The sequence below is a fragment of the Pseudomonas sp. W17 genome, assembly GCF_040268305.1.
In the GTDB taxonomy this organism is placed as follows: domain Bacteria; phylum Pseudomonadota; class Gammaproteobacteria; order Pseudomonadales; family Pseudomonadaceae; genus Aquipseudomonas; species Aquipseudomonas protegens.
The window spans coordinates 1,258,114-1,279,679 of the sequence record NZ_CP158490.1; the positions used below are offsets into that span (position 1 = coordinate 1,258,114).

Consider the following 21,566-nt stretch of genomic DNA (forward strand, 5'->3'; position numbering starts at 1 on the left):
ATGTGGGTTTGGCGCGGTCGTCCCTCGGGATGGGAGTGACGTCGAACAGAAGGGCTGGTTATCGGCAGATTTGCGCTGGGTGCGGGTAGCACGCGGGTCTGCACAGGGCTTGGGTAAGCGGATCGATTATAGAAAGGCGGCTAACGATTCAACAAGGGGCTTGGCGGCTGCCGGGCTGGCGAGACGGTTTTCGACCTTCAGGGGCGCCATTGGCTGCGGCGGCAGGCGATCAGATGCGGGCGGGGACGCTGCTGGTGTGCCAGATCAGTACGCGGCTGACGCGGTTTTCCTCGGTTTGGAGGATTTCCAGGCGGTAGCGGCCGATTTTCAGGCACACCGCGCTGTCGGGGATGGTTTCCAGGGCTTCGGTGACCAGGCCGTTGAGGGTCTTGGGACCGTCGCTGGGCAGGTGCCAACCCAGGCTCTTGTTCAGCTCGCGGATCGATGCCGCACCTTCCACCACATAGCGGCCATCGGCCTGGGGGTGGATGTGCGGGTTGTCCAGGCTGTGCTCGCTTTCGAACTCGCCGACGATTTCTTCGAGGATATCTTCCAGGGTGACGATGCCCAGCACTTCGCCGTATTCGTCCACCACCATGCCCAGGCGCCGTTGCTGTTTGTGGAAGTTGAGCAGTTGCAACTGCAACGGGGTGCTTTCCGGGACGAAGTAGGGCTCGTGGCAGGCCGCCAGCAGGGCCTCCTTGGTCAGGCTGGCGTCCGGCAGCAGGTGACGGATCTGTCGGGTGTTGAGCACCGCTTCGACCTGGTTGATATCGCTGTGGAACACCGGCAGCCGTGTGCGTCGGTTCAGGCGCAGTTGGGCGATGATGTCCTCGATCGGGTCGTCCAGGTTGATGCCGTCCACTTCGCTGCGGGGCACCAGGATGTCATTGACGGTGATGTTGTCCAGGGCGTGGATGCCGGACAGGGCATGTGGCTCCTGTGGCGTGGGCTCGTCGTCCAGCAGCGCCGGGTCGTCGTCACTGTGCTTGACCGCGCTGGCCTTGCGGGCAAACGGGCGCAGCAGCAACTGGCTGAGGGTGTCGAGCAGCCAGGCCAGGGGATAGACGATTTTCATCGGGATGAACAGCAGGCTGTTGCCAAAGCCCAAGGTACCTTCCGGGTAGCGCATGGCCAGAGCCCGCGGCAGGTATTCGGCCAGCACCAGCAGGGCGCAGGTGCTGATCAGGCAGGCCAGCCAGGGGCCATTTTCCGCCCAGTAGAACAGCGCTAGCAGGGTGCTGATGATTACGGCCAGGACCCGGCACAGGGTATTGCACAGGATCAGGCTTTCCTTGGGGAAGGCCAGGCGTGCCTGGGACTTGTCGCCATTGCGCGAGTTGCTGCGCAGGGTCAGCAGGTGCTGCTGGGCGGCATCGATAGCGGTGAACAGGCCCGACCAGACGATGAGCAGGGCGATTACCGCGAGCATGGGCCCGGTGGGCAGGGAGTCGGTCATGGCCGGTCGTCAGATGTGCAGGATGTATTCACGAACCAGCTTGCTGCCAAAGTAGGCCAGCATCAGCAGGCAGAAACCTGCCAGGGTCCAGCGAATTGCCTTGTGCCCGCGCCAGCCGAGGCGATTGCGGCCCCATAGCAGCACGCTGAACACTACCCAGGCCAGGCAGGCCAGCAGTGTCTTGTGCACCAGGTGCTGGGCGAACAGGTTCTCGACGAACAGCCAGCCGGAGATCAGCGACAGCGACAGCAGGGTCCAGCCGGCCCAGAGAAAACCGAACAGCAGGCTTTCCATGGTTTGCAGCGGCGGGAAGTTCCTGATCAGCCCGGACGGGTGCTTGTTCTTCAGCTGATGGTCCTGCACCAGCAGCAACAAGGCCTGGAACACCGCGATGGTGAACATGCCGTAGGCCAGGATCGACAACAGGATGTGGGCGAGGATCCCGGGCTCCTCATCGATCACCGGCACTGTGCCTGTGGGGACGAATTGCGCCAGTAGCGCGGTCAGGGCGCCGAGCGGGAATAGCAGTACCAGCAGGTTTTCCACCGGGATGCGCCAGCAGGCCAGCAGGGTCAGGGCGATGACTGCTGCGGCAATCAGGCTGGCGGCGCTGAAGAAGTCCAGGCCCAGGCCGACCGGAGTCAGCAAGTGGGTCAGCAGGCTGGCGGCATGGGCCAGCAAGGCCAGGATGCCGAGCGTAACCAGCAGGCGCTTGTTCGCCTTGGCGCCTGTGGCCAGGCGGGAGCCTTGGTAGAAGGTCGCAGCGGCATAAAGGACGGCGGCGGCGAGGGTGGGTAGCAAACTGGGTGACAAGGGGAGCATAAATCCTGTTAGGCAGGCCCGAAAGTCGCTGAGTTTGGCATAGAACCCAGAGCCCTGAAAGACCAGGCAAGCAGACGGCGAGGTGTCCGCCACGCACAGTCTTCGCTATAATCCGCGACCTGCCCACGCCGCAGGCTCATCGAGCACCTATTTATTACGCTCTGGGCCGCCATTACCCCCGGTCTACCTTGGGCCTGAAAGGATCGAGCATGTTTGAAAACCTAACCGACCGTCTCTCGCAGACGCTGCGCCATGTCACCGGCAAGGCCAAGCTGACCGAGGACAACATCAAAGACACCCTGCGCGAAGTGCGCATGGCGCTGCTCGAAGCCGACGTTGCGTTGCCGGTGGTCAAGGACTTCGTCAACTCCGTGAAGGAGCGTGCGGTCGGCACCGAAGTGTCTCGCAGCCTGACGCCGGGCCAGGCTTTTGTGAAGATCGTCCAGGCCGAGCTGGAAAGCCTGATGGGCGCGGCCAACGAAGATTTGAACCTCAGCGCAGTGCCACCGGCCGTGGTGCTGATGGCCGGTCTGCAGGGGGCGGGTAAGACCACCACCGCCGGCAAGCTTGCGCGCTTCCTTAAAGAGCGCAAGAAAAAGAGCGTGATGGTGGTCTCCGCGGACGTCTACCGTCCGGCGGCTATCAAACAGCTGGAAACCCTGGCCAATGATATTGGCGTGACCTTCTTCCCATCGGACCTGAGCCAGAAGCCGGTAGCTATCGCCGAAGCGGCTATTAAGGAAGCGAAGCTCAAGTTCATCGATGTCGTGATTGTCGACACCGCCGGTCGCCTGCACATCGACAGCGAGATGATGGACGAGATCCAGGCGCTGCACGCGGCCATCAAGCCGGTGGAAACCCTGTTCGTGGTCGACGCCATGACCGGTCAGGACGCCGCCAACACCGCCAAGGCCTTTGGCGACGCGCTGCCGCTGACCGGTGTGATCCTGACCAAGGTCGACGGCGATGCCCGTGGTGGTGCCGCGCTGTCGGTGCGGGCCATTACCGGCAAGCCGATCAAGTTCATCGGTATGGGCGAGAAGAGCGAAGCCCTGGAGCCGTTCCACCCTGAGCGCATCGCTTCGCGCATCCTCGGCATGGGCGACGTGCTCAGCCTGATCGAACAGGCTGAAGCGACCCTCGACAAGGACAAGGCCGACAAGCTTGCTAAAAAACTGAAGAAGGGCAAGGGCTTCGACCTCGAAGACTTCCGCGATCAGTTGCAGCAGATGAAGAACATGGGCGGTCTCGGCGGCCTGATGGACAAGCTGCCGAACATCGGTGGCGTGAACCTGGCGCAGATGGGCAATGCCCAGGGCGCGGCAGAGAAGCAGTTCAAGCAGATGGAAGCCATCATCAACTCCATGACCCCGGCAGAGCGCCGCGACCCCGAGCTGATCAGCGGTTCGCGCAAGCGCCGGATCGCCCTGGGTTCCGGCACCCAGGTGCAGGACATCGGTCGCTTGATCAAGCAGCACAAGCAGATGCAGAAGATGATGAAGAAGTTCTCCGCCAAGGGCGGTATGGCCAAGATGATGCGCGGCATGGGCGGTATGTTGCCCGGCGGCGGCATGCCGAAGATCTGAAGAATCCGCGCCGGCCGTCATGCCGGCGCTTTTTTCCACGGGGACGTGGAATCCCGGGCAAACCCTCGATTGGGGTGCGCTCACTCGCTGTCGCTTGCGGCAGCTCCATGGCAAATCTGAATGGCAGCCGACGGGCGCCGGAAAAAGTCATTTGCAAAAGTCCGGATATTCCTTAGAATATGCGGCCTTTCGGGCACCCATGCCCGCTGTGCATTTAGATTTGCAGCACCGACTACAGGAACGATGTTCACATGCTAACAATCCGTCTTGCCCTTGGCGGCTCCAAAAAGCGCCCGTTTTACCACTTGACCGTGACCGACAGCCGCAACCCACGCGACGGTTCGCACAAAGAACAAGTTGGCTTCTTCAACCCGATCGCTCGTGGTCAAGAAGTCCGCCTGTCCGTGAACCAAGAGCGCGTAGCCTACTGGCTGAGCGTTGGTGCACAGCCTTCTGAGCGTGTTGCTCAGTTGCTGAAGGAATCGGCTAAGGCTGCAGCCTGAACCCTATGAACGCGACGCCAGCTCCTGCTGATGATTTGATCGTTATCGGCAAAATCTACTCTGTTCATGGCGTTCGCGGCGAAGTGAAGGTCTTTTCCTTTACTGATCCGATTAAAAACCTGTTGGACTACAAAACCTGGACGCTCAAGCGCGAAGGTAGCGTGAAGCAGGTTGAGCTGGTCAGCGGACGCGGGAACGACAAGTTCCTGGTCGCAAAGCTCAAGGGTCTTGATGATCGCGAGGAAGCTCGTCTTCTGGCCGGTTACGAGATCTGCGTGCCGCGCAGCCTGTTCCCTGAACTGACCGACGGCGAGTACTACTGGTACCAGCTGCAAGGTCTCAAGGTTATCGACGGCCTCGGGCAACTGCTCGGGAAGATCGATCACCTGCTGGAGACCGGCTCGAACGATGTAATGGTGGTCAAGCCTTGCGCTGGCAGCCTGGATGATCGCGAACGCCTGTTGCCCTATACCGAGCAATGTGTGTTGGCCGTCGACCTGGCCGCGGGCGAGATGAAGGTGGAATGGGATGCGGACTTCTAAGCGTGGCTAACTTGCGCGTAGAAGTGATCAGTTTGTTTCCCGAGATGTTCTCCGCCATCAGCGAGTACGGCATAACCAGCCGCGCGGTGAAACAGGGGCTGTTGCAGCTGACCTGTTGGAATCCGCGAGACTACACCACGGATCGACATCACACTGTGGACGATCGCCCGTTTGGCGGTGGTCCGGGCATGGTGATGAAGATCAAGCCCCTGGAAGATGCACTGGTTCAGGCCAGAAACGCAGCCGGGGAGGGCGCGAAGGTGATCTACCTGTCGCCCCAAGGCCGCCAACTGAATCAGTCGGCGGTGCGCGAGTTGGCGAATGAGGATGCATTGATCCTGATTGCTGGTCGTTATGAAGGCATTGACGAGCGTTTTATTGATGCTCATGTCGATGAAGAGTGGTCGATTGGCGACTATGTACTCTCCGGTGGCGAGCTGCCGGCGATGGTCCTGATTGATGCGGTTACGCGACTGCTGCCCGGAGCTTTAGGGCATGTGGATTCCGCGGAGGAAGATTCCTTCACGGACGGTCTGCTGGATTGCCCGCACTACACCCGACCGGAGGTGTATGCGGATCAGCGTGTTCCCGACGTGTTGCTAAGTGGCAACCACGCACACATCCGGCGTTGGCGTTTACAGCAGTCCCTTGGTCGGACCTATGAACGACGCGCCGATCTTCTGGAAAGCCGCTCGCTTTCTGGAGAAGAGAAGAAGCTGCTCGAGGAATATCTCCGCGAGCGGGACGATAGTTAACAACGTATCGATGGTAGATCCGACGATTTACCTTAGGAGCACAGCATGACCAACAAAATCATCCTTGCACTCGAAGCAGAGCAGATGACCAAAGAGATCCCAGCCTTTGCCCCGGGCGACACCATTGTCGTTCAGGTGAAAGTGAAGGAAGGTGATCGTTCCCGTCTGCAGGCGTTCGAAGGCGTAGTTATCGCCAAGCGCAACCGCGGTGTGAACAGCGCGTTCACCGTACGTAAAATCTCCAACGGCGTTGGCGTAGAGCGTACTTTCCAGACCTACAGCCCGCAGATCGACAGCATGGCTGTCAAGCGTCGCGGTGACGTGCGTAAAGCCAAGCTGTACTACCTGCGCGACCTGTCGGGTAAAGCAGCTCGCATCAAGGAAAAACTGGCTTAAGTCCAGCTTCCGATGCAGAAAAAAGCAGCCTACGGGCTGCTTTTTTGTTGCCTGTCATTTAATGCCCGGAGCGGTTCAGCAGGGCGCAGACCGTGTTGGCGATCCGTTCCAGCAGTACCTCGTCATAAGGCAGCCAGGGCAGGGCGGTCAATTTGCCGCTTTGCGCCGCCAGGGCCATCTCCACGGGTTCGCCATCGCGTGTCACGCGCCCGGTGGCCAGATGCACCGCATGGTCGCCGATGCGGACATGGCGCCCCTCCATCGACAACACCCCCTGCTCGATAAGTGGGGCGAAAGCCCTGCCCAGCACGTGCTGGCGCATCAGAGCCATCTGGGTGAGGTTGTGCCCGGCCAGCAGGTTCAGGCGTTGCTCGCGCCTGGCTGCCGGCATTTGCGGCAGGGGCTGGCCGGTGGCGCTCTGTGCCAGCTCTTCGATGGCGAAACTGCTGACGCTCACCAGCAGGTCGATGGCCCGGCAGGCTTCTGAAAACACCTGCGGCGGCACATCCTGCAGCAGCATCGGCTGCCAGTGTTTATCGGTGCGCCGAGCGAAGCTTACGCTGCCGGACAGGCAGTGCCCCTGCAGCCCCGGATAGAGTGCCGCGTCCACCGCAAAGCTCACCCGGATATCCCCCAGGTTCCGGCTCAGGCCGCTGTCCCGGTCGATCTTCCAGCCTTCGCGGCGGGCCAGGCCGATCAGGGGGCGGATGGACAGGCTGTATCCGGCGAATGCCTGGCAGGTGTGGCTTTCCAGCTCTTGCTGAGAGGGCAGGTAGTACTCGCGAAACACTTGGCGCAGCGGTTGTTTGATCCGGCGTTCGCTGATCAGGGCCTGCCAGGCGTGGCGCTCTGCGGCGTTGGCTGACAGCGGGTGCCATAGCGAAATCCTGCACCCGGCATCCAGGCTCAGCGGTTGGCCCCGGGAGTCTAGCGCTTGCGCATCCGCGTCCAACAGGAAGCTGCGGCGTTGGCCATCTGTGCAATGGGCAACCCAAACCAGTGAGCGGGCAAAGGGCGAGCCCACGGCGGAGTCCGCCAGTTGCGCTCGCCAGTCGCGCAAAGACAACTCAAAGGCTTGCCACAGCCCGGATTCCAGGCAACTGGCCAGAAGCCCGTGCTGGGCCTTGCCGGGCGTGCTGGTGGGGGCCAGGCGCAGGGCGATCTCGGGGCGTTGGGCCAGGCCGCGTTCGGCAGGTTTGAGGTTGCGGGCGAGTTTTTTCTGGATGCTGGCATGGCGCACCAGGCCCAGGGCGCTGCGCAGTGCCTGCACGCTTTCCGGAGTCGGCACCTGCTCGATGCAATGCCCCAGGGCGATGGCCAGGGACTGCGACGGCGCAGTCTTGGCCTGGGTCGGGGCGACGCAGGCCTTGGGCAGCAAAATGTCCATTAGTGGTGGCAGCCAGGAGGCATCGCGCAGCAGGGCGACCCGCGCGGCGCGGGCGATCACCGGAGTGTCATCGGTGGTAAAGGCGCCATCGGCCACATAGGGCGTGGCGCCGCTGTGGATGGCGTCCAGGCGCTGGGCTGCGGTACTGAGGATCTGCTGTGAGAATTCGACGTACGCCGCGTCATCCATCAGCACTCTGGCCGGATCTGCGCTCAGGTGATGATGGCCGGTCCAGTACTCGCTGCCGGCCAGGGCCTGCCGTGAGCGAGGCTCCAGTTGCCCAAGCAGTTCGAACTCCTGCCGGGCGTAGGGCGCATCGGCGTGGTGTTGTTCCACGCAACGCCGCAGCGCCGTGCGGGTTTCTTCATCCACCCATTGCGCCAGCACGTACGCCTGGTGGTAGTACAGCGCCCACTGTGGGCCCGGTTCCGCAAGGATCCTGCGCAGTTCTTCGGCCAGGGCGGAGCTCGGTGTTCCGCTGAAACAGGCCAGTTGTTCCAATGCCTCCTGCCAGTTCACGCAACTGCGCAGCGCCTCCAGCAGGGTGGTTTGATCGAGGGCCGGGCTCAGCTCCAGTTGCGTGGCCTGCTGCACGATCGCGGTCGCCAGTTGCTGCGCCGCGGGGTTGGCATGATCGCGCAGGGCTCGGCGGATGGCCGGCCACAGGCTGCCCAATTGAGCGGGCGTCAATGGGCTGATGTCGGGCGGCGGGCCGATGAAGTTCGGATGATCCACTCGGTCGGTGTTCAGGCGTTGTTGCAGGTGCGCGACGAGCGAAGGCGCGAGCGGGGCATCCATGGCGGCGGGTCTCCTTTTTCAGTGCGCGGATAATCGCATTTTTTATCGCCGGTTGTGGCCTTTGGCCCCTGGCGGGTTCTTTCAGCCCCTGCCGGGCGGCGATATACTCGCCGGCCCAATAAAGTGTGATCGCCCGATCCGTGCAGCCTGCACGGACGCCCAGGGTGCGTCGCATCCTCCCGGCAATCCTGGCCTGGTTCTATCCACAGGCAGGCCGCCCCCGATTATTCCCATCAAGCCTTGGGTCGCTGCCCTGCAGCGCTCATGGGCGTTCCATGCCCGCAGCGTGCCCGTGCGCGGATCCATCCATTCAGGCAGTAGTCCGATGACCCTTCGTGAGCAAGAAATCCAGCGCCGTACCGAACTCTCGGTGACCCGCGTGACCAAGGCGGTATTCCCGTCCACCACCAATCATCACAACACCCTGTTCGGCGGCACCGCCCTGGCCTGGATGGACGAGGTTTCGTTTATCGCCGCGACCCGTTTCTGCCGGCTGCCGTTGGTGACGGTGTCCACCGACCGCATTGATTTCAACCATCCGATTGCCGCAGGTTCGATCGTCGAATTGGTGGGGCGAGTGGTGAAGGTGGGTAACACCAGCCTCAAGGTCGAAGTCGAGGTGTTTGTAGAGAGCATGAGCTGTGATGGTCGGGAAAAGGCCATCCATGGCTTGTTCAGCTTTGTCGCCATCGACGATGACAAGCGCCCGGTGCCGGTGCTTCCAGGGTTTGCGACGTAGGAGCCGGCGTGCCGGCGAATAAGCCATCGGGCCTCTTCGCTGGCAAACCAGTTCCTGCAAGGGGGAGCGTTACAGGGACTCGGGCTGGATCAGGGCCAGCAGCGTCCAGCCTGCCGCCGGCTTGAGGCTGCTGTCTGGGGTGACGACATGCACCCAGCCGCTACTGTCGCGGGCAAACAGCAGAGTGGCGCGTTCGCCGTGCAGGGCCTGGTAATCGTTCCAGCCAAAGGCTTCGGTCAGGTTGGTGCTGTACAGCTCCGCGCCCTGGCCCAGCAGGCTGGCCAGCTTGGTGTAGGTCAAGGCCTCGCTGCCCAGCAACTGGCCGCGGTGTTCGTGGCTGGCCCGGTGCTTGTCGGTGCGCCGGCTTTCCTGGCTGTTGGCCAGGGCAAACAGGCGCTGGTGGCCGAAGTCGTGGCGAAAGCGCATGGCGGCCAGGGTGTTCAGCTCTCCTGAGGGCGAGAGTGCAAGCAAGTGGCCCAGGCCCACCAGGTCCAGATGGGCATCGGCGTGCTGCGAGGCCGGGTTTCCGAAATAGGTGGGCAGCCCTTCCATGCGCGCCGCGCGAATGTTTTCCCAGCTGGAGTCGGTCAACAGCACCCGGCTGCCCAGTTGCTGCAAGGCTTTGCCAAGGGTCCGTGCCGGGCCGTTGGCGCCGACGATGAGAAAGCCGCTGGGCGCCGGCTCGGCGACTTTCAACAGGCGCGCCAGGGGGCGAGCCGTGGCGCTTTGCAGGACCACGGTGCCGATGATCACGGCAAAGGTCAGTGGCACCAGCAGCAATGCTCCCTCATGACCGGCTTCATCCAGGCGGATGGCGAAGATCGCTGACACTGCTGCCGCAACAATCCCCCGTGGGGCAATCCACGCCAGCAAGGCGCGTTCACGCCAGTTGAGGCTGGAACCGGCCGTGGACAGCAGCACGTTCAGTGGCCGGGCGATGAACTGGATCACCAGCAGCAGGATCAGCACCAGCGGGCCCAGGGCAATCAGCGCCTTGAGGTCCAGGCGTGCCGCCAGGAGGATGAACAGCCCGGAAATCAGCAGCACGCTGAGGTTTTCCTTGAAGTGCAGGATGTGCCGCACATCCACGCCCTTCATGTTGGCCATCCACATGCCCATCAGGGTCACCGCCAGCAGTCCGGATTCGTGCATCACCTGGTTGGACGCGATGAAGATTCCCAGCACTGCCGCCAGGGTTGCCAGGTTGTGCAGGTATTCCGGCAGCCACTGGCGGCGCATGATGCTGCCCAGCACCCAGCCGCCGGCGATGCCGAACAGGCTGCCGCACAGAATCACCCCGCCAAAGGTCAGCAGGCTCTGGCTCAGACCGGCGCCCTCGGCGCTGGCGATGATGAAGCTGTAGACCACCACCGCCAGCAGGGCGCCGATAGGGTCGATGACGATGCCTTCCCAGCGCAGGATATTGGCGATCGAGGCCTTGGGCCGCACTACCCGCAGCATGGGCACGATCACCGTCGGTCCGGTGACCAGGGTTAGGGTGCCGAACAGCAGGGCCAGCATCCAGTCGAAGCCCAGCAGCCAGTGGGTGGCCAGGGTGATCACGGCCCAGGTGGACAGCGCGCCGATGGTCACCAGGCGGTGCACCACACTGCCGATCTCGCGCCACTCGGAGAGGTGCAGGGTCAGGCTGCCTTCGAACAGGATCAGCGCCACCGCCAGCGAAACCAGGGGCATCAGCAGCGGGCCGAACATCTCCTGCGGGTCGAGCCAGCCCAGTATCGGCCCGGCCAGAATGCCGCTGAGCAACAGAAAGAGAATGGCCGGCAGTTTCAGCCTCCAGGCCAGCCACTGGCAGCCCAGCGCGGCCACGCCGATGCCGCCGAAGGCCAGCAGAATCTGTTGTTCACTCATCAATGCACCCTGTTCCTGAAAATGGCTGGCTATGAAAGACTAGCGACCCTGCGCGCAGTTCACTATTTTTTTACGCCTGGCCTCTGGGCCGCGCCTTTCGAGTCTTTATGCCTGCCATCGACCACCCCCTGATCGACCGTTTTCTCGACGCCCTGTGGTTGGAGAAAGGCCTGTCCGACAACACGCGCGACGCCTATCGCAGTGACCTGGCGTTGTTCAACGGCTGGTTGCAGGAGCAGGGGCTGGAGTTGCCGCGGGCCGGGCGCGAGCTGATCCTCGATCACCTGGCCTGGCGCGTGGAGCAAGCCTACAAGCCCCGCTCGACAGCGCGATTCCTCTCGGGCGTGCGTGGTTTCTATCGCTATCTGCTGCGGGAAAAGCTGATTGAAATCGATCCCACCTTGCAGATCGACATGCCGCAACTGGGGCGTCCGTTGCCCAAGTCGCTGTCGGAGGCGGATGTGGAAGCGCTACTGGCCGCGCCGGACCTGAGCGAGGCCATCGGCCAGCGCGACCGGGCCATGCTCGAAGTGCTCTATGCCTGCGGCCTGCGGGTTACCGAGCTGATCAGCCTGACCCTGGAGCAGGTCAACCTGCGCCAGGGCGTGCTGCGGGTCATGGGCAAGGGCAGCAAGGAGCGCCTGGTGCCCATGGGCGAGGAGGCGATTGTCTGGGTCGAGCGCTACATGCGTGATGCCCGTGCCGAGCTGCTGGGCGGGCGTCCCAGCGACGTGCTGTTCCCCAGCCTGCGTGGCGAGCAGATGACCCGCCAGACCTTCTGGCATCGGATCAAGCACCAGGCCAAGGTCGCCGGGATCGGCAAGGCGCTGTCGCCCCACACCTTGCGCCATGCCTTCGCTACCCATCTGCTCAATCACGGCGCCGACCTGCGAGTGGTGCAGATGCTGTTGGGCCATAGCGACCTGTCCACCACCCAGATCTATACCCATGTGGCCCGCGCCCGGCTGCAGGATCTGCACGCCAAGCACCATCCGCGCGGTTGATTTGCCTTCCGGGCCGCGCTTTGCGTCGCCCGTAGTCGGTGCCGGCAAACAGATGTGATAGGCTTTGCCGGTTTGCAAAACGGCTGTTTGCGAGCGGTTGCCATGGTGATCGCTGCGAGTGGCCCATTTGCCCGCCTTCAGGAGTTCCCATGCGCTTGACCCAGATTTTTGCCGCCGCCTCCCTGGCGCTGCTCAGCACTTTTGCCATGGCCGATGACAGTGCCGAGAAAGCCATCCGCAAGAGCCTCGAGACCCTGCAGCTCGAAACGCCTGTGGAAAGCATTACCGCCAGCCCCATGGGTGGCCTGTACGAAGTCAAGCTCAAGGGCAGTCGTGTGCTGTACGCCAGCGCCGACGGCCAGTTCGTGGTCCAGGGCTACCTGTTCCAGCTCAAGGATGGCAAGCCGGTCAACCTCACCGAAAAAACCGAGCGCCTGGGCATTTCCAAGTTGATCAACGGCATTCCGGTCGCGGAAACTGTGGTCTATCCAGCCATTGGCGAGACCAAGACCCACATCACCGTGTTCACCGACACCACCTGCCCGTACTGCCACAAGCTGCACGCCGAAGTGCCCGAGCTGAACAAGCTGGGTGTGGAAGTGCGCTACGTGGCGTTCCCGCGCCAGGGCCTGGGCTCGCCGGGTGACGAACAGTTACAGGCGGTCTGGTGCTCGGCGGACAAGAAAGCCGCGATGGACAAGATGGTCGACGGCAAGGAAATCAAGGCCGCCAAGTGCGCCAACCCGGTGTCCAAGCAATTCGCCCTGGGCCAGTCGATCGGTGTCAACGGCACCCCGGCCATCGTTCTGGCCGATGGCCAGGTGATTCCCGGCTACCAGCCGGCACCGCAGATCGCCAAACTGGCCCTGGGTGCGAAATAATCCTGCATCGTCACGCTAGCCTTTGACGATCATGGCCCGTCGGCCAAGCCGGCGGGCCATTAATAGAGAGCCGCGCAGTTTGCGGCTGTATTCCACGGCCGGCCTAGAGTCGGCCGTTTTATGGGGAGTTCAGAGTGAATCCGGTCAAAGTAGGCATCTGTGGGCTGGGTACTGTCGGTGGCGGTACCCTAAACGTACTTCAGCGCAACGCCGAGGAGATTGCCCGCCGTGCCGGGCGTGGAATCGAAGTAGCGCAGATTGCTACCCGTACGCCAAAGCCGCAGTTCCAAACGACCGGTATTGCGATTACCAACGATGTCTTCTCCGTGGCCACCAACCCTGAAATCGATATCGTCATCGAGCTGGTGGGCGGCTACACCGTGGCCCGTGACCTGGTGCTCAAGGCCATCGAGAACGGCAAGCACGTGGTCACTGCGAACAAGGCGCTGATCGCCGTGCACGGCAACGAAATCTTCGCCAAGGCCCAGGAGAAGGGCGTGATCGTCGCTTTCGAAGCCGCCGTTGCCGGTGGCATCCCGGTGATCAAGGCGATCCGCGAAGGCCTGTCGGCCAACCGTATCAACTGGCTGGCGGGGATCATCAACGGCACCGGCAACTTCATCCTCTCGGAAATGCGCGAGAAGGGCCGCACCTTTGAAGACGTGCTGGCCGAAGCGCAGGCCCTGGGCTACGCCGAAGCCGATCCGACCTTCGACGTCGAAGGCATCGATGCCGCGCACAAGCTGACCATCCTGGCCTCCATCGCCTTTGGTATCCCGCTGCAGTTCGACAAGGCCTACACCGAAGGCATCACCAAGCTCACCACCGCCGACGTGAACTACGCCGAAGCCCTGGGCTACCGCATCAAGCACCTGGGGGTGGCGCGCCGCACCGAGGCCGGTATCGAGTTGCGGGTGCACCCGACCCTGATTCCGGCCGATCGCCTGATCGCCAACGTCAACGGTGTGATGAACGCGGTCATGGTCAATGGCGATGCCGCCGGTTCGACCCTGTTCTACGGCGCCGGCGCGGGCATGGAGCCGACCGCTTCCTCGGTGGTGGCCGACCTGGTGGACGTGGTTCGCGCCATGACCAGCGACCCGGAAAACCGCGTGCCGCACCTGGCGTTCCAGCCTGACTCGCTGTCGGATCATCCGATCCTGCCGATCGAGTCCTGCGAGAGCGCCTACTACCTGCGCATCCAGGCCAAGGATCATCCCGGCGTCCTGGCCCAGGTGGCGAGCATCCTCTCGGAACGCGGCATCAACATCGAATCGATCATGCAGAAGGAAGTGGAAGAGCAGGACGGCCTGGTGCCGATGATCCTGCTGACCCACCGTGTTCTGGAGCAGCACATCAACGATGCGATCACCGCCCTGGAGGCCCTGCAGGGCGTCGTTGGCCCGGTGGTGCGTATCCGCGTCGAACATTTGAATTAATGAAGCAGCCGCAAGTGGCAAGCGGCAAGCGCCAAGTCAGAAGCTGATCGGCTTTGACTTGAGGCTTGAAGCTTGCGGCTTGAGGCTCAAACCGAAGGTTTGTCCCCATGCGCTATATCAGTACTCGTGGCCAGGCACCGGCCCTGAATTTCGAAGATGTGCTGCTGGCAGGTCTGGCCAGCGACGGCGGTCTCTATGTGCCAGAGAACCTGCCGCGTTTCACTCAGGAAGAAATCGCTTCCTGGGCTGGCCTGCCGTATCACGAGCTGGCGTTCCGGGTCATGCGCCCGTTTGTCACCGGCAGCATTCCGGACGCCGATTTCAAGAAGATCCTTGAAGAAACCTACGGAGCCTTCTCTCACAACGCCATTGCGCCGCTGCGTCAGCTCAATGGCAACGAGTGGGTGCTGGAGCTGTTCCATGGCCCGACCCTGGCATTCAAGGACTTCGCCCTGCAACTGCTGGGTCGCCTGCTGGACTACGTGCTGGAGAAGCGCGGCGAGCGCGTGGTGATCATCGGTGCCACCTCCGGTGACACCGGCTCGGCGGCCATCGAAGGCTGCAAGCGGTGCGACAACGTCGACATCTTCATCCTGCATCCGCACAACCGTGTATCGGAAGTGCAGCGCCGGCAGATGACGACGATCCTCGGCGAGAACATCCACAACATCGCCATCGAAGGCAACTTCGACGACTGCCAGGAAATGGTCAAGGCCAGCTTCGCCGACCAGGGCTTCCTCAAGGGCACCCGCCTGGTGGCGGTGAACTCGATCAACTGGGCGCGGATCATGGCCCAGATCGTCTACTACTTCCACGCGGCCCTGCAGTTGGGCGGCCCGGCACGTTCCATCGCGTTCTCGGTGCCCACCGGCAACTTCGGCGACATCTTCGCCGGCTACCTGGCGCGCAACATGGGCCTGCCGATCAGCCAGCTGATCGTCGCCACCAACCGCAACGACATCCTGCACCGCTTCATGAGCGGCAATCAGTACGTCAAGGAAACCCTGCACGCGACCCTGTCGCCGTCCATGGACATCATGGTCTCGTCGAACTTCGAGCGTCTGCTGTTCGACCTGCACGGTCGCAACGGCGCGGCCCTGGCGGCTTTGATGGACAGCTTCAAGCAGGGCGGCGGTTTCAGCGTCGAACAGGATCGCTGGACCGAAGCGCGCAAGCTGTTCGACTCCCTGGCGGTGAACGACGAGCAGACCTGCGAAACCATCGCCGAAGTCTTCGCCCAGACCGGCGAAGTGCTGGACCCGCACACCGCGATCGGGGTCAAGGCCGCCCGCGAATGCCGGCGCAGCCTGGATACACCCATGGTGGTCCTGGGCACCGCGCACCCGGTCAAGTTCCCGGATGCGGTGGAAAAGGCCGGTGTCGGCAAGGCTCTGGAGCTGCCGGCGCACCTGTCCGACCTGTTCCAGCGTGAAGAGCGCTGCACGGTCCTGGCCAACGACCTGAAAGCGGTGCAGGCTTTTGTCAGCCAGCACGGCAATCGTGGCAAGCCGCTCTGATTCATTGGTCTTGTCGTCCACGAAGCCCGTCTCCTGACGGGCTTTGTTTTTTCATCTACAAGCTTGGCCCGTCAGGGGTAGGGAGGCCCGGATGATGCTTCGTCTAACTTACAGCGTACGGCGTGTCCTGGGCCTGCTCGTGGCGGGCCTGCTGAGCTGGGCCGTACTCTGGGGTGTCGCGCTGGCCGGCACGGCGAAGAACCTGCCTTTCAAACTGGTGCCGGCGTTCGTCGAGCTGGAACCCCTGACCCTGGCACCCAACGAGCGCCAATGGCTGGCGACGCATCCACGCCTGAGGGTGGGGATTGCCATCGATGACTACCAGCCCATCGACATCACCCGGGACCGCAATCGCTATCAGGGCATCAGCGCCGATTACCTCAGCCTGGTGGGCGAGCGATTGGACGTGACAATGGAAGTCCTGGGGTTTTCCGAGCGTGAGCAGGCGGTTGAAGCGCTACGCAACGGCACCATCGATGTGCTGACCAGTGCCAATGGCTATGAGCGCGGCCTCTCGGGGCTGCGCTTCACCAGCGACTACATGCCCGACAGGGCCGTGGTGGTGGTGCGCCGCGACGGGTCGAGTCCCAGTGATGATCTGGCCGGCAAGAAACTGGTGCTATTGGACGGCTATGCCAACGCCGAACAGGTTCATGCGGCGTATCCGAACAGTCAGATCATGCTCTCGCCTAACCTCTACAGTGGCCTGGAAGCATTGAACCAGGGGGACGCCGACGCCTTCATCGGCAATGAGATCATCGTCCGAGCCTACAAGGCCTTGCGCCCTTATCTGGCGGTGCATATCCAGGATGAAAGCCGCTTGCCGCCAACCGGCTTCGCCTTTGCCACCCGTGACGACAACGCCCTGTTGGCAGGCATGCTGGAGCAGGCGCTGCAGAGCATCGACGAATCCTTGCAGCGGGAAATACAGGCCCGCTGGACCACCGGCCTGGGGGCGAACATCTCCGGCGAGCGTATCGAACTCAGCGCCGAGGAGCAGGCCTGGATTCTCCAGCATCCCCATGTGATGGTGGCGTCCCAGCAGTACCCGCCCCATGTGTTCAAGGACAAGGAGGGGCGCTGGGCCGGCCTGAACATCGATCTGCTCAACCGCATTTCGCGCATGACCGGCCTGCATTTTGTGCACAAGGAGAGCCTGTCCACAGCGCAGACCCTGGAGTGGCTGGAGAGTGGACAGGCGCAGATGAACTCTACCCTCACGGCCAGTGAGGACCGGCGGTTGTTCCTGAATTTCTCCCATGCCTTTGGTGGTGCTGCCTGGGTCTTTGTCGTGCGCCCCGAGGATCGCCGCCTCAGCAGCCTGGAGCAGATGGCCGGTGAGGTACTGGCGTTGCCGGCGCGGCACACCCTTGAGAGCTACATCCGGCGCTACTATCCCGATATTCGGCTGCGCAGCGTTGCCAGCTATGAGGAAGCTCGGGCTCTGGTCAGCAGAGGTGAAGCCATGGCCACCATTCAGAACGAGGTCCAGGTCCAGGCGCTGGGGTTGGGGCCCGCTGACGATGGGTTGCGGGTGGGGCGCAGCGTTGAAGGTACCTGGTCCGCCGACGAGTTTTCCGTGCGCAAGGATCAGCCCGAGCTGCTGAGTATCCTCAACAAGTCGCTGGAGGCGCTGCCGGTGGCGGAGCTCAGTGCTATCCGTCTCAAATGGCTGGGGGCCACGCCGGTGCCGATGCCGGTCTGGCAGCGGGTGCCGACCTGGGTGTACTGGGCCATTTCCACCGCATTGCTGTTCGGTCTGATTTCCCTGGCCTGGAGCAGTCGGCTCAAGCTGCAGATTCAGCAGCGATTGCAAGCCGAGCAGCGGCTCAACGATCAGTTGGTGTTCATGCGGGCCCTGCTTGATGGCATTCCCAACCCGATCTTTGTCCGTGATCTGCAGGGGCGCCTGATCACTTGCAACAAGAGTTATGAACAGCAGTTGGGGACGAGCCTGGAGCAGATTCAGGGGCGCCAACTGACGGAGCTGGATCTGTTGCCCGCGGCCACCGCTCGCCAGCTGCATGGCGAGATCATGCAGTTGCTGGCGTCCGAGGAGTCGGTGTTTGCCGACCGTCAGGTGGAGACGCGCAACGGATCGATTCATGCCTATCAATGGACGGTCCCGTTCTACAGCGCCGAAGGCCGTCTGCAGGGCTTGCTGGGTGGCTGGATCGATATCACCGAGCGCAAGCGCCTGGAGAACCAGTTGGTGGAGGCGCGTCAGTCCGCCGACCAGGCCAATGCCGCGAAAAGCGCTTTTCTCTCCACCATGAGTCATGAGATCCGTACGCCGATGACCGCCATCATTGGCTTGCTGGAGCTGGAGAAAGAGCAGGCCAGGGTGCGTGGCGCGCCATTCTCCGAGGCCCTGCGGGTGGCCTATCAGTCTGCCCAGGAGTTGATCAGCCTGATGGGTGACAGCCTTGATCTGGCCAAGATCGAGGCCGGCCATATGCAGTTGGTGCCGCAGGTCACCGCCCTCAAGCCCTTTTTCGACAGTGTCCGGCAGCTCTTCGAGGTGACCGCGCGCAACCAGGGAGTGCACCTGCAACTGGTCTTCAACGAGGAAGCCCGGGGGCGTTACCTCTTTGATCCGTTGCGCCTGCGCCAGGTCCTGCACAACCTGTTGAGCAACGCCTTGAAGTTCACCGCTGAAGGTGAAGTGCGGGTGACGGTGGAGCGCCAGCCCGATGAGTCCGGTGTCCCGTGTCTGCGTATCAGCGTCGCGGATACCGGCCCGGGGATCAGCGCCGAGCAGCAGGCGAAGATATTCACGCCCTTTGTCCAGGCGGATGCCATGACCTCTTCGACCTATGGCGGCACCGGGCTGGGGCTGAGCATCTGCCGGCAGTTGATCGAGTTGATGGGCGGGCGCATTCACCTGCTGAGTGAGCCTGGTGCCGGGACCGTTGTTGTCATCGAGCTGTATCTGGAGCGGGTCAGCGAGGATCTCGATCCTCAAGTTTCGCCGCCTGCCGAGCGTCCGCCGAGCCGCAGCATCGAAGTGCTGGTGGTGGATGACTTGAGCGCCAATCGCATGGTCCTGAGCCAGCAACTGATGTTTCTCGGGCATCGGGTCGTGGCCTGTGGCGATGCCCGTGAGGCGCTGCAGCGGTGGCGCTCCGGGACCTTTGATGTGCTGATGACCGACTGCAACATGCCGGGCATGAATGGCTACGCCCTGACCGAGGCCATCCGCCAGATCGAGGCGCAGGAAGGGCGCTCGCCCTGTCCGGTGATCGGCTGCACGGCCAATGCGTTCGAAGACGAGCGAGAGCGTTGCGAGCGTGCGGGGATGGATCAGTTGCTGGTCAAGCCGGTGACCCTGGATCAGTTGGCCCAATCCCTGGCCCGATTCCTGCCGTCGCCGTCATTCAACATCCAGACCTTGCGCGGCATGACCCAGGCCGACGAGCACGTGTTGCAGCGCATGTTGCAGGAGTTGTTGCGCAACCTTGGCGAAGAGCAGCAGGCGTTGGAAGAGGCCTTGGCGGTGCAGGATTGGGGGCGCCTGGGAGGCACCCTGCACCGGCTCAAGGGTGTGTGTTGCCTGATCGACGCCTTGCCCCTGGCCAAGGCTTGTATCGAGCTGGAGGTACTGGTCAAGGAGCGGCGAGAGCAGGCACTGGGCAGCCAATGGCCGCTGCTGCTTGAGGTCATTGGTATTCTGCGCAGCGATATTCAGACGGCTCTGGACGAATAAGACTTGTCCTATGTGTGATTGGGACTTGTCTGATTACCGTGTCGGCCCGTAGTGGACTGTTCCCACCTGCGCCGTATCGGAGGTTGCCCCCCATGCATTCGCTTAAAGTGCTGATTCTCGAAGACAACTCGTTCCAGTTGATGGCCTTGCACCAGATGCTCAACGCCAATGGCGTTTTCAACGTGCTGACTGCCGAGAACCAGGAGTCCGCACGGCGTTCGCTGGACAGCAAGGGGCCGGTGGATATCGCCATCTGCGATCTGTACCTGGAGCAGACCGATGGCCTGGAGCTGATCCGCGAACTGGCCCTGCAGCAGCAGGCCAAGGCCTTGATCATTCTCAGCGACGCAGAGCCGGATGTGCTCGAAGGCACGGCCGGCATGGCCCGTGAGCTGGGGTTGAAAGTGCTCGCGTGCCTGCCCAAGCCGGCTTCGGCGGCGGTGATCGGCGACTTGCTCTGTGCCTATCAGCAGCACTCCAGGTCAGACGGCCTCGAATTGAACCAGACATTGCTCCGTGACTTGCTGGGCCTTGAGCCGTTTGTCTTCGAGGCTGTGACTCAGGACGAGGGGCTGGCAGCGGTGCTGGGTTGTGGTGTTGCACATTTTCAGCCGGTCATTCACCAGCACGGCGGTCTTCAAGGCGTCGAGGCGCTGGCTCGCTGGCAGCACCCCGAGCGGGGCTTGCTGATGCCTGGCGAATTTCTTCCGCTGATCGAGTTCGCCGGCCTGCAAGAGGTTTTCACCTGGCACATGCTGGAGCAGGCACTCGAGCTGGTGGCCGGAGTGAAACTGGTGCTGGGCTATTGGCTGCCGATTGCCGTGAACATTCCCATCGGCATCCTCGAGCGGCCGTTGTTCCCTCGTCAGTTGGAGGCATTGCTGAGGCGCTTCGAAGTGCCGGCGCGGATGCTGACCCTGGAAGTCATCGATACCACGCAACTGCAGACCGATACCGCCCATGTTGAGGCGCTGCTGCGCCTGCGGATGATCGGCTGCAAGTTGTCCATCGGCGATTTCGGTACCGGTGGAACCAGCCTGCAGCGCTTGCTGGAGCTGCCTTTCACCGAGCTGAAGATCCCTCCGGTGTTTGTCGCAGGCATGGCCGCTGATGAGCGCAAGCGGGCGTTGGTCGGCGGTGCGATGAGCATGGCGCGACGTATGTCCCTGGGGGTGGTGGTGACCGGTATCGAGACCGAGTCCGACTGTGCGGCGGCCAGGGGCTTGGGGGCGGCTCATCTGCAGGGGTGTTTTATCGCCCCGCCGATGGGCGCCGCCGAGATGCGCCAATGGCTGGCCGAGACCCCGGGGCTGGGCTGCAACGGCCTTGATGAGCAGACCACCGGTTTGTGTGCCTAGGACAGTCCGTGTTCCTGGACGTAGATATACAGCGCGGCTTCGCTGGCCAGGCCCAGTTTGCGCATGGCGCTGACTTTCTGTGCGCTGACAGTCTGTTTGCTGCGGTTTAGTTGCGCGGCAATTTCCCCGACCGCATGGCCGGCGGCCAACAGGCGGATCACTTCCAGCTCCCGGGGCGACAACTGATCCTTGGAAACCAGGCGGTCCGGCCCCACTTCGCCGGCCAGGCTCAGGGCCTGCTTGATGGCCTGGGCGATGTAGGGCTTGTGTTGCCGCGCCCGGGCGATGGCGGTCGGCAGCTCGTCCGCCAGGCTGGCCTTGCTCAGCAACCCCGTCACTCCCAGATCGAGGATCGAGCGGAACAGCCCGGGGTGGTTGAGCATGGTCACCACCACGATGGGCAGGTCGGGGTGGCGGCGGCGCAGCTGTTCGATCAGGCGCAGGCCGTCGTTCTGCTGTTCGGCTGGCATCATGAAATCCGTCACCAGCACATCGCATTCGATCTCCTGCAGCAGCTGGCTCAGGGCGGAAGGCGAACTGGCCTCGCCGACAATGGCCAGGCTGTCGTCCTGTTCCAGGACGGCGCGTAGGCCAATGAGGAAGATCGGGTGGTCGTCGGCAAGGATGATGCGCAATTTGTTGTTCGTCGTTGCTTTCAAAGCTTAGCTCCAATGCAAAGGCGGCGTTGTTTGCGCCTGGTCGGCCGTTTTTCAGCTGTCATATTACCCGTGCATGCTCGGTTGACTCAGGTCGGCAGCAGTAGGTGTGGCGAACTTTCTTCTCTGAGCGATGGTCACTTGAA

17 protein-coding genes are annotated in these 21,566 nt (G+C 62.6%); 12 read left to right on the forward strand and 5 right to left on the reverse strand.

Annotated elements, in window-relative coordinates:
* Window positions 1-229: 229 nt before the first annotated feature.
* Both ABCR88_RS05675 and ccsA read right to left on the reverse strand, forming a co-directional pair.
* Complete coding sequence (locus tag ABCR88_RS05675; protein ID WP_350404228.1) at window positions 230-1,459, reverse strand: transporter associated domain-containing protein; 1,230 nt, start codon at window positions 1,457-1,459, stop codon at window positions 230-232.
* A 9-nt stretch (window positions 1,460-1,468) separates the two neighbouring features.
* Window positions 1,469-2,272, reverse strand: coding sequence for a cytochrome c biogenesis protein CcsA (gene ccsA / locus ABCR88_RS05680; RefSeq protein ID WP_169892741.1), 804 nt, complete (start codon window positions 2,270-2,272; stop codon window positions 1,469-1,471).
* 218 nt (window positions 2,273-2,490) lie between these two features.
* On the opposite strand from ccsA, the gene ffh reads away from it, so the two are divergent.
* From ffh to rplS, 5 genes are all read left to right on the forward strand, one after another.
* Entirely contained in the window at window positions 2,491-3,867 is a 1,377-nt protein-coding gene (gene ffh, locus ABCR88_RS05685; RefSeq protein WP_011059443.1) for a signal recognition particle protein, read from the forward strand.
* Window positions 3,868-4,118: 251 nt separating this feature from the next.
* Window positions 4,119-4,370 carry a 30S ribosomal protein S16 gene (rpsP, locus tag ABCR88_RS05690; protein ID WP_007927680.1) on the forward strand — a complete coding sequence of 84 codons (252 nt, stop codon included), beginning with the start codon at window positions 4,119-4,121 and terminating at the stop codon, window positions 4,368-4,370.
* 5 nt (window positions 4,371-4,375) lie between these two features.
* On the forward strand, window positions 4,376-4,912 hold the full coding sequence (gene rimM, locus ABCR88_RS05695; protein WP_011059444.1) for a ribosome maturation factor RimM: 537 nt from the start codon (window positions 4,376-4,378) through the stop codon (window positions 4,910-4,912).
* Window positions 4,894-5,667: a tRNA (guanosine(37)-N1)-methyltransferase TrmD gene (gene trmD / locus ABCR88_RS05700; protein WP_019094770.1), complete on the forward strand. Its 774-nt coding sequence runs from the start codon at window positions 4,894-4,896 to the stop codon at window positions 5,665-5,667. Before rimM ends, trmD begins: the two co-directional genes overlap by 19 nt.
* A gap of 45 nt (window positions 5,668-5,712) precedes the next feature.
* Window positions 5,713-6,063 (forward strand): 50S ribosomal protein L19, encoded by a 351-nt coding sequence (gene rplS / locus ABCR88_RS05705; RefSeq protein WP_009047143.1) that lies wholly within the window; start codon window positions 5,713-5,715, stop codon window positions 6,061-6,063.
* Window positions 6,064-6,121: 58 nt separating this feature from the next.
* Here rplS and ABCR88_RS05710 read toward each other — a convergent pair whose 3' ends face one another.
* Window positions 6,122-8,248, reverse strand: a complete 2,127-nt coding sequence (locus tag ABCR88_RS05710) for a DUF4132 domain-containing protein (protein WP_350023640.1) — start codon at window positions 8,246-8,248, stop codon at window positions 6,122-6,124.
* 325 nt (window positions 8,249-8,573) lie between these two features.
* On the opposite strand from ABCR88_RS05710, the gene ABCR88_RS05715 reads away from it, so the two are divergent.
* Window positions 8,574-8,987 carry an acyl-CoA thioesterase gene (locus tag ABCR88_RS05715; RefSeq protein ID WP_019094772.1) on the forward strand — a complete coding sequence of 138 codons (414 nt, stop codon included), beginning with the start codon at window positions 8,574-8,576 and terminating at the stop codon, window positions 8,985-8,987.
* Window positions 8,988-9,056: 69 nt separating this feature from the next.
* Here ABCR88_RS05715 and ABCR88_RS05720 read toward each other — a convergent pair whose 3' ends face one another.
* Window positions 9,057-10,859 (reverse strand): sodium:proton antiporter, encoded by a 1,803-nt coding sequence (locus ABCR88_RS05720; RefSeq protein ID WP_041116135.1) that lies wholly within the window; start codon window positions 10,857-10,859, stop codon window positions 9,057-9,059.
* A gap of 107 nt (window positions 10,860-10,966) precedes the next feature.
* Between ABCR88_RS05720 and xerD the strand changes: the two genes are divergently transcribed.
* The 6 genes from xerD (at window position 10,967) to ABCR88_RS05750 (ending at window position 20,764) form a co-directional block, all read left to right on the forward strand.
* Entirely contained in the window at window positions 10,967-11,863 is an 897-nt protein-coding gene (xerD, locus tag ABCR88_RS05725) for a site-specific tyrosine recombinase XerD (RefSeq protein WP_011059449.1), read from the forward strand.
* A 149-nt stretch (window positions 11,864-12,012) separates the two neighbouring features.
* The gene (locus tag ABCR88_RS05730) at window positions 12,013-12,744 is read left to right on the forward strand and encodes a thioredoxin fold domain-containing protein (protein ID WP_011059450.1); all 732 of its coding nucleotides are present in this window, start codon (window positions 12,013-12,015) and stop codon (window positions 12,742-12,744) included.
* A 134-nt stretch (window positions 12,745-12,878) separates the two neighbouring features.
* A complete protein-coding gene (locus ABCR88_RS05735) occupies window positions 12,879-14,183 on the forward strand; it encodes a homoserine dehydrogenase (RefSeq protein ID WP_123473885.1) in 1,305 nt (434 codons plus the stop codon).
* A 107-nt stretch (window positions 14,184-14,290) separates the two neighbouring features.
* Window positions 14,291-15,700 carry a threonine synthase gene (gene thrC / locus ABCR88_RS05740; RefSeq protein WP_011059452.1) on the forward strand — a complete coding sequence of 470 codons (1,410 nt, stop codon included), beginning with the start codon at window positions 14,291-14,293 and terminating at the stop codon, window positions 15,698-15,700.
* A 94-nt stretch (window positions 15,701-15,794) separates the two neighbouring features.
* Window positions 15,795-19,406, forward strand: a complete 3,612-nt coding sequence (locus ABCR88_RS05745) for a transporter substrate-binding domain-containing protein (RefSeq protein WP_228102378.1) — start codon at window positions 15,795-15,797, stop codon at window positions 19,404-19,406.
* Between the two features lie 92 nt (window positions 19,407-19,498).
* Window positions 19,499-20,764, forward strand: a complete 1,266-nt coding sequence (locus tag ABCR88_RS05750; RefSeq protein WP_052470387.1) for an EAL domain-containing response regulator — start codon at window positions 19,499-19,501, stop codon at window positions 20,762-20,764.
* Here ABCR88_RS05750 and ABCR88_RS05755 read toward each other — a convergent pair.
* Window positions 20,761-21,423: a response regulator transcription factor gene (locus ABCR88_RS05755; protein WP_041116139.1), complete on the reverse strand. Its 663-nt coding sequence runs from the start codon at window positions 21,421-21,423 to the stop codon at window positions 20,761-20,763. The genes ABCR88_RS05750 and ABCR88_RS05755 overlap by 4 nt on opposite strands.
* Window positions 21,424-21,566 lie beyond the last annotated feature (143 nt).

Coding starts and splice junctions, on each gene's coding strand:
- thrC (WP_011059452.1), top strand. CDS start 14,291: ATGCGCTATATCAGTACTCGTGGCCAGGCACCGGCCCTGAATTTCGAA.
- rimM (WP_011059444.1), top strand. CDS start 4,376: ATGAACGCGACGCCAGCTCCTGCTGATGATTTGATCGTTATCGGCAAA.
- ABCR88_RS05720 (WP_041116135.1), bottom strand. CDS start 10,859: ATGAGTGAACAACAGATTCTGCTGGCCTTCGGCGGCATCGGCGTGGCC.
- xerD (WP_011059449.1), top strand. CDS start 10,967: ATGCCTGCCATCGACCACCCCCTGATCGACCGTTTTCTCGACGCCCTG.
- ABCR88_RS05730 (WP_011059450.1), top strand. CDS start 12,013: ATGCGCTTGACCCAGATTTTTGCCGCCGCCTCCCTGGCGCTGCTCAGC.
- ABCR88_RS05745 (WP_228102378.1), top strand. CDS start 15,795: ATGCTTCGTCTAACTTACAGCGTACGGCGTGTCCTGGGCCTGCTCGTG.
- ABCR88_RS05750 (WP_052470387.1), top strand. CDS start 19,499: ATGCATTCGCTTAAAGTGCTGATTCTCGAAGACAACTCGTTCCAGTTG.
- rpsP (WP_007927680.1), top strand. CDS start 4,119: ATGCTAACAATCCGTCTTGCCCTTGGCGGCTCCAAAAAGCGCCCGTTT.
- ABCR88_RS05715 (WP_019094772.1), top strand. CDS start 8,574: ATGACCCTTCGTGAGCAAGAAATCCAGCGCCGTACCGAACTCTCGGTG.
- ABCR88_RS05710 (WP_350023640.1), bottom strand. CDS start 8,248: ATGGATGCCCCGCTCGCGCCTTCGCTCGTCGCGCACCTGCAACAACGC.
- ABCR88_RS05675 (WP_350404228.1), bottom strand. CDS start 1,459: ATGACCGACTCCCTGCCCACCGGGCCCATGCTCGCGGTAATCGCCCTG.
- rplS (WP_009047143.1), top strand. CDS start 5,713: ATGACCAACAAAATCATCCTTGCACTCGAAGCAGAGCAGATGACCAAA.
- trmD (WP_019094770.1), top strand. CDS start 4,894: ATGGGATGCGGACTTCTAAGCGTGGCTAACTTGCGCGTAGAAGTGATC.
- ffh (WP_011059443.1), top strand. CDS start 2,491: ATGTTTGAAAACCTAACCGACCGTCTCTCGCAGACGCTGCGCCATGTC.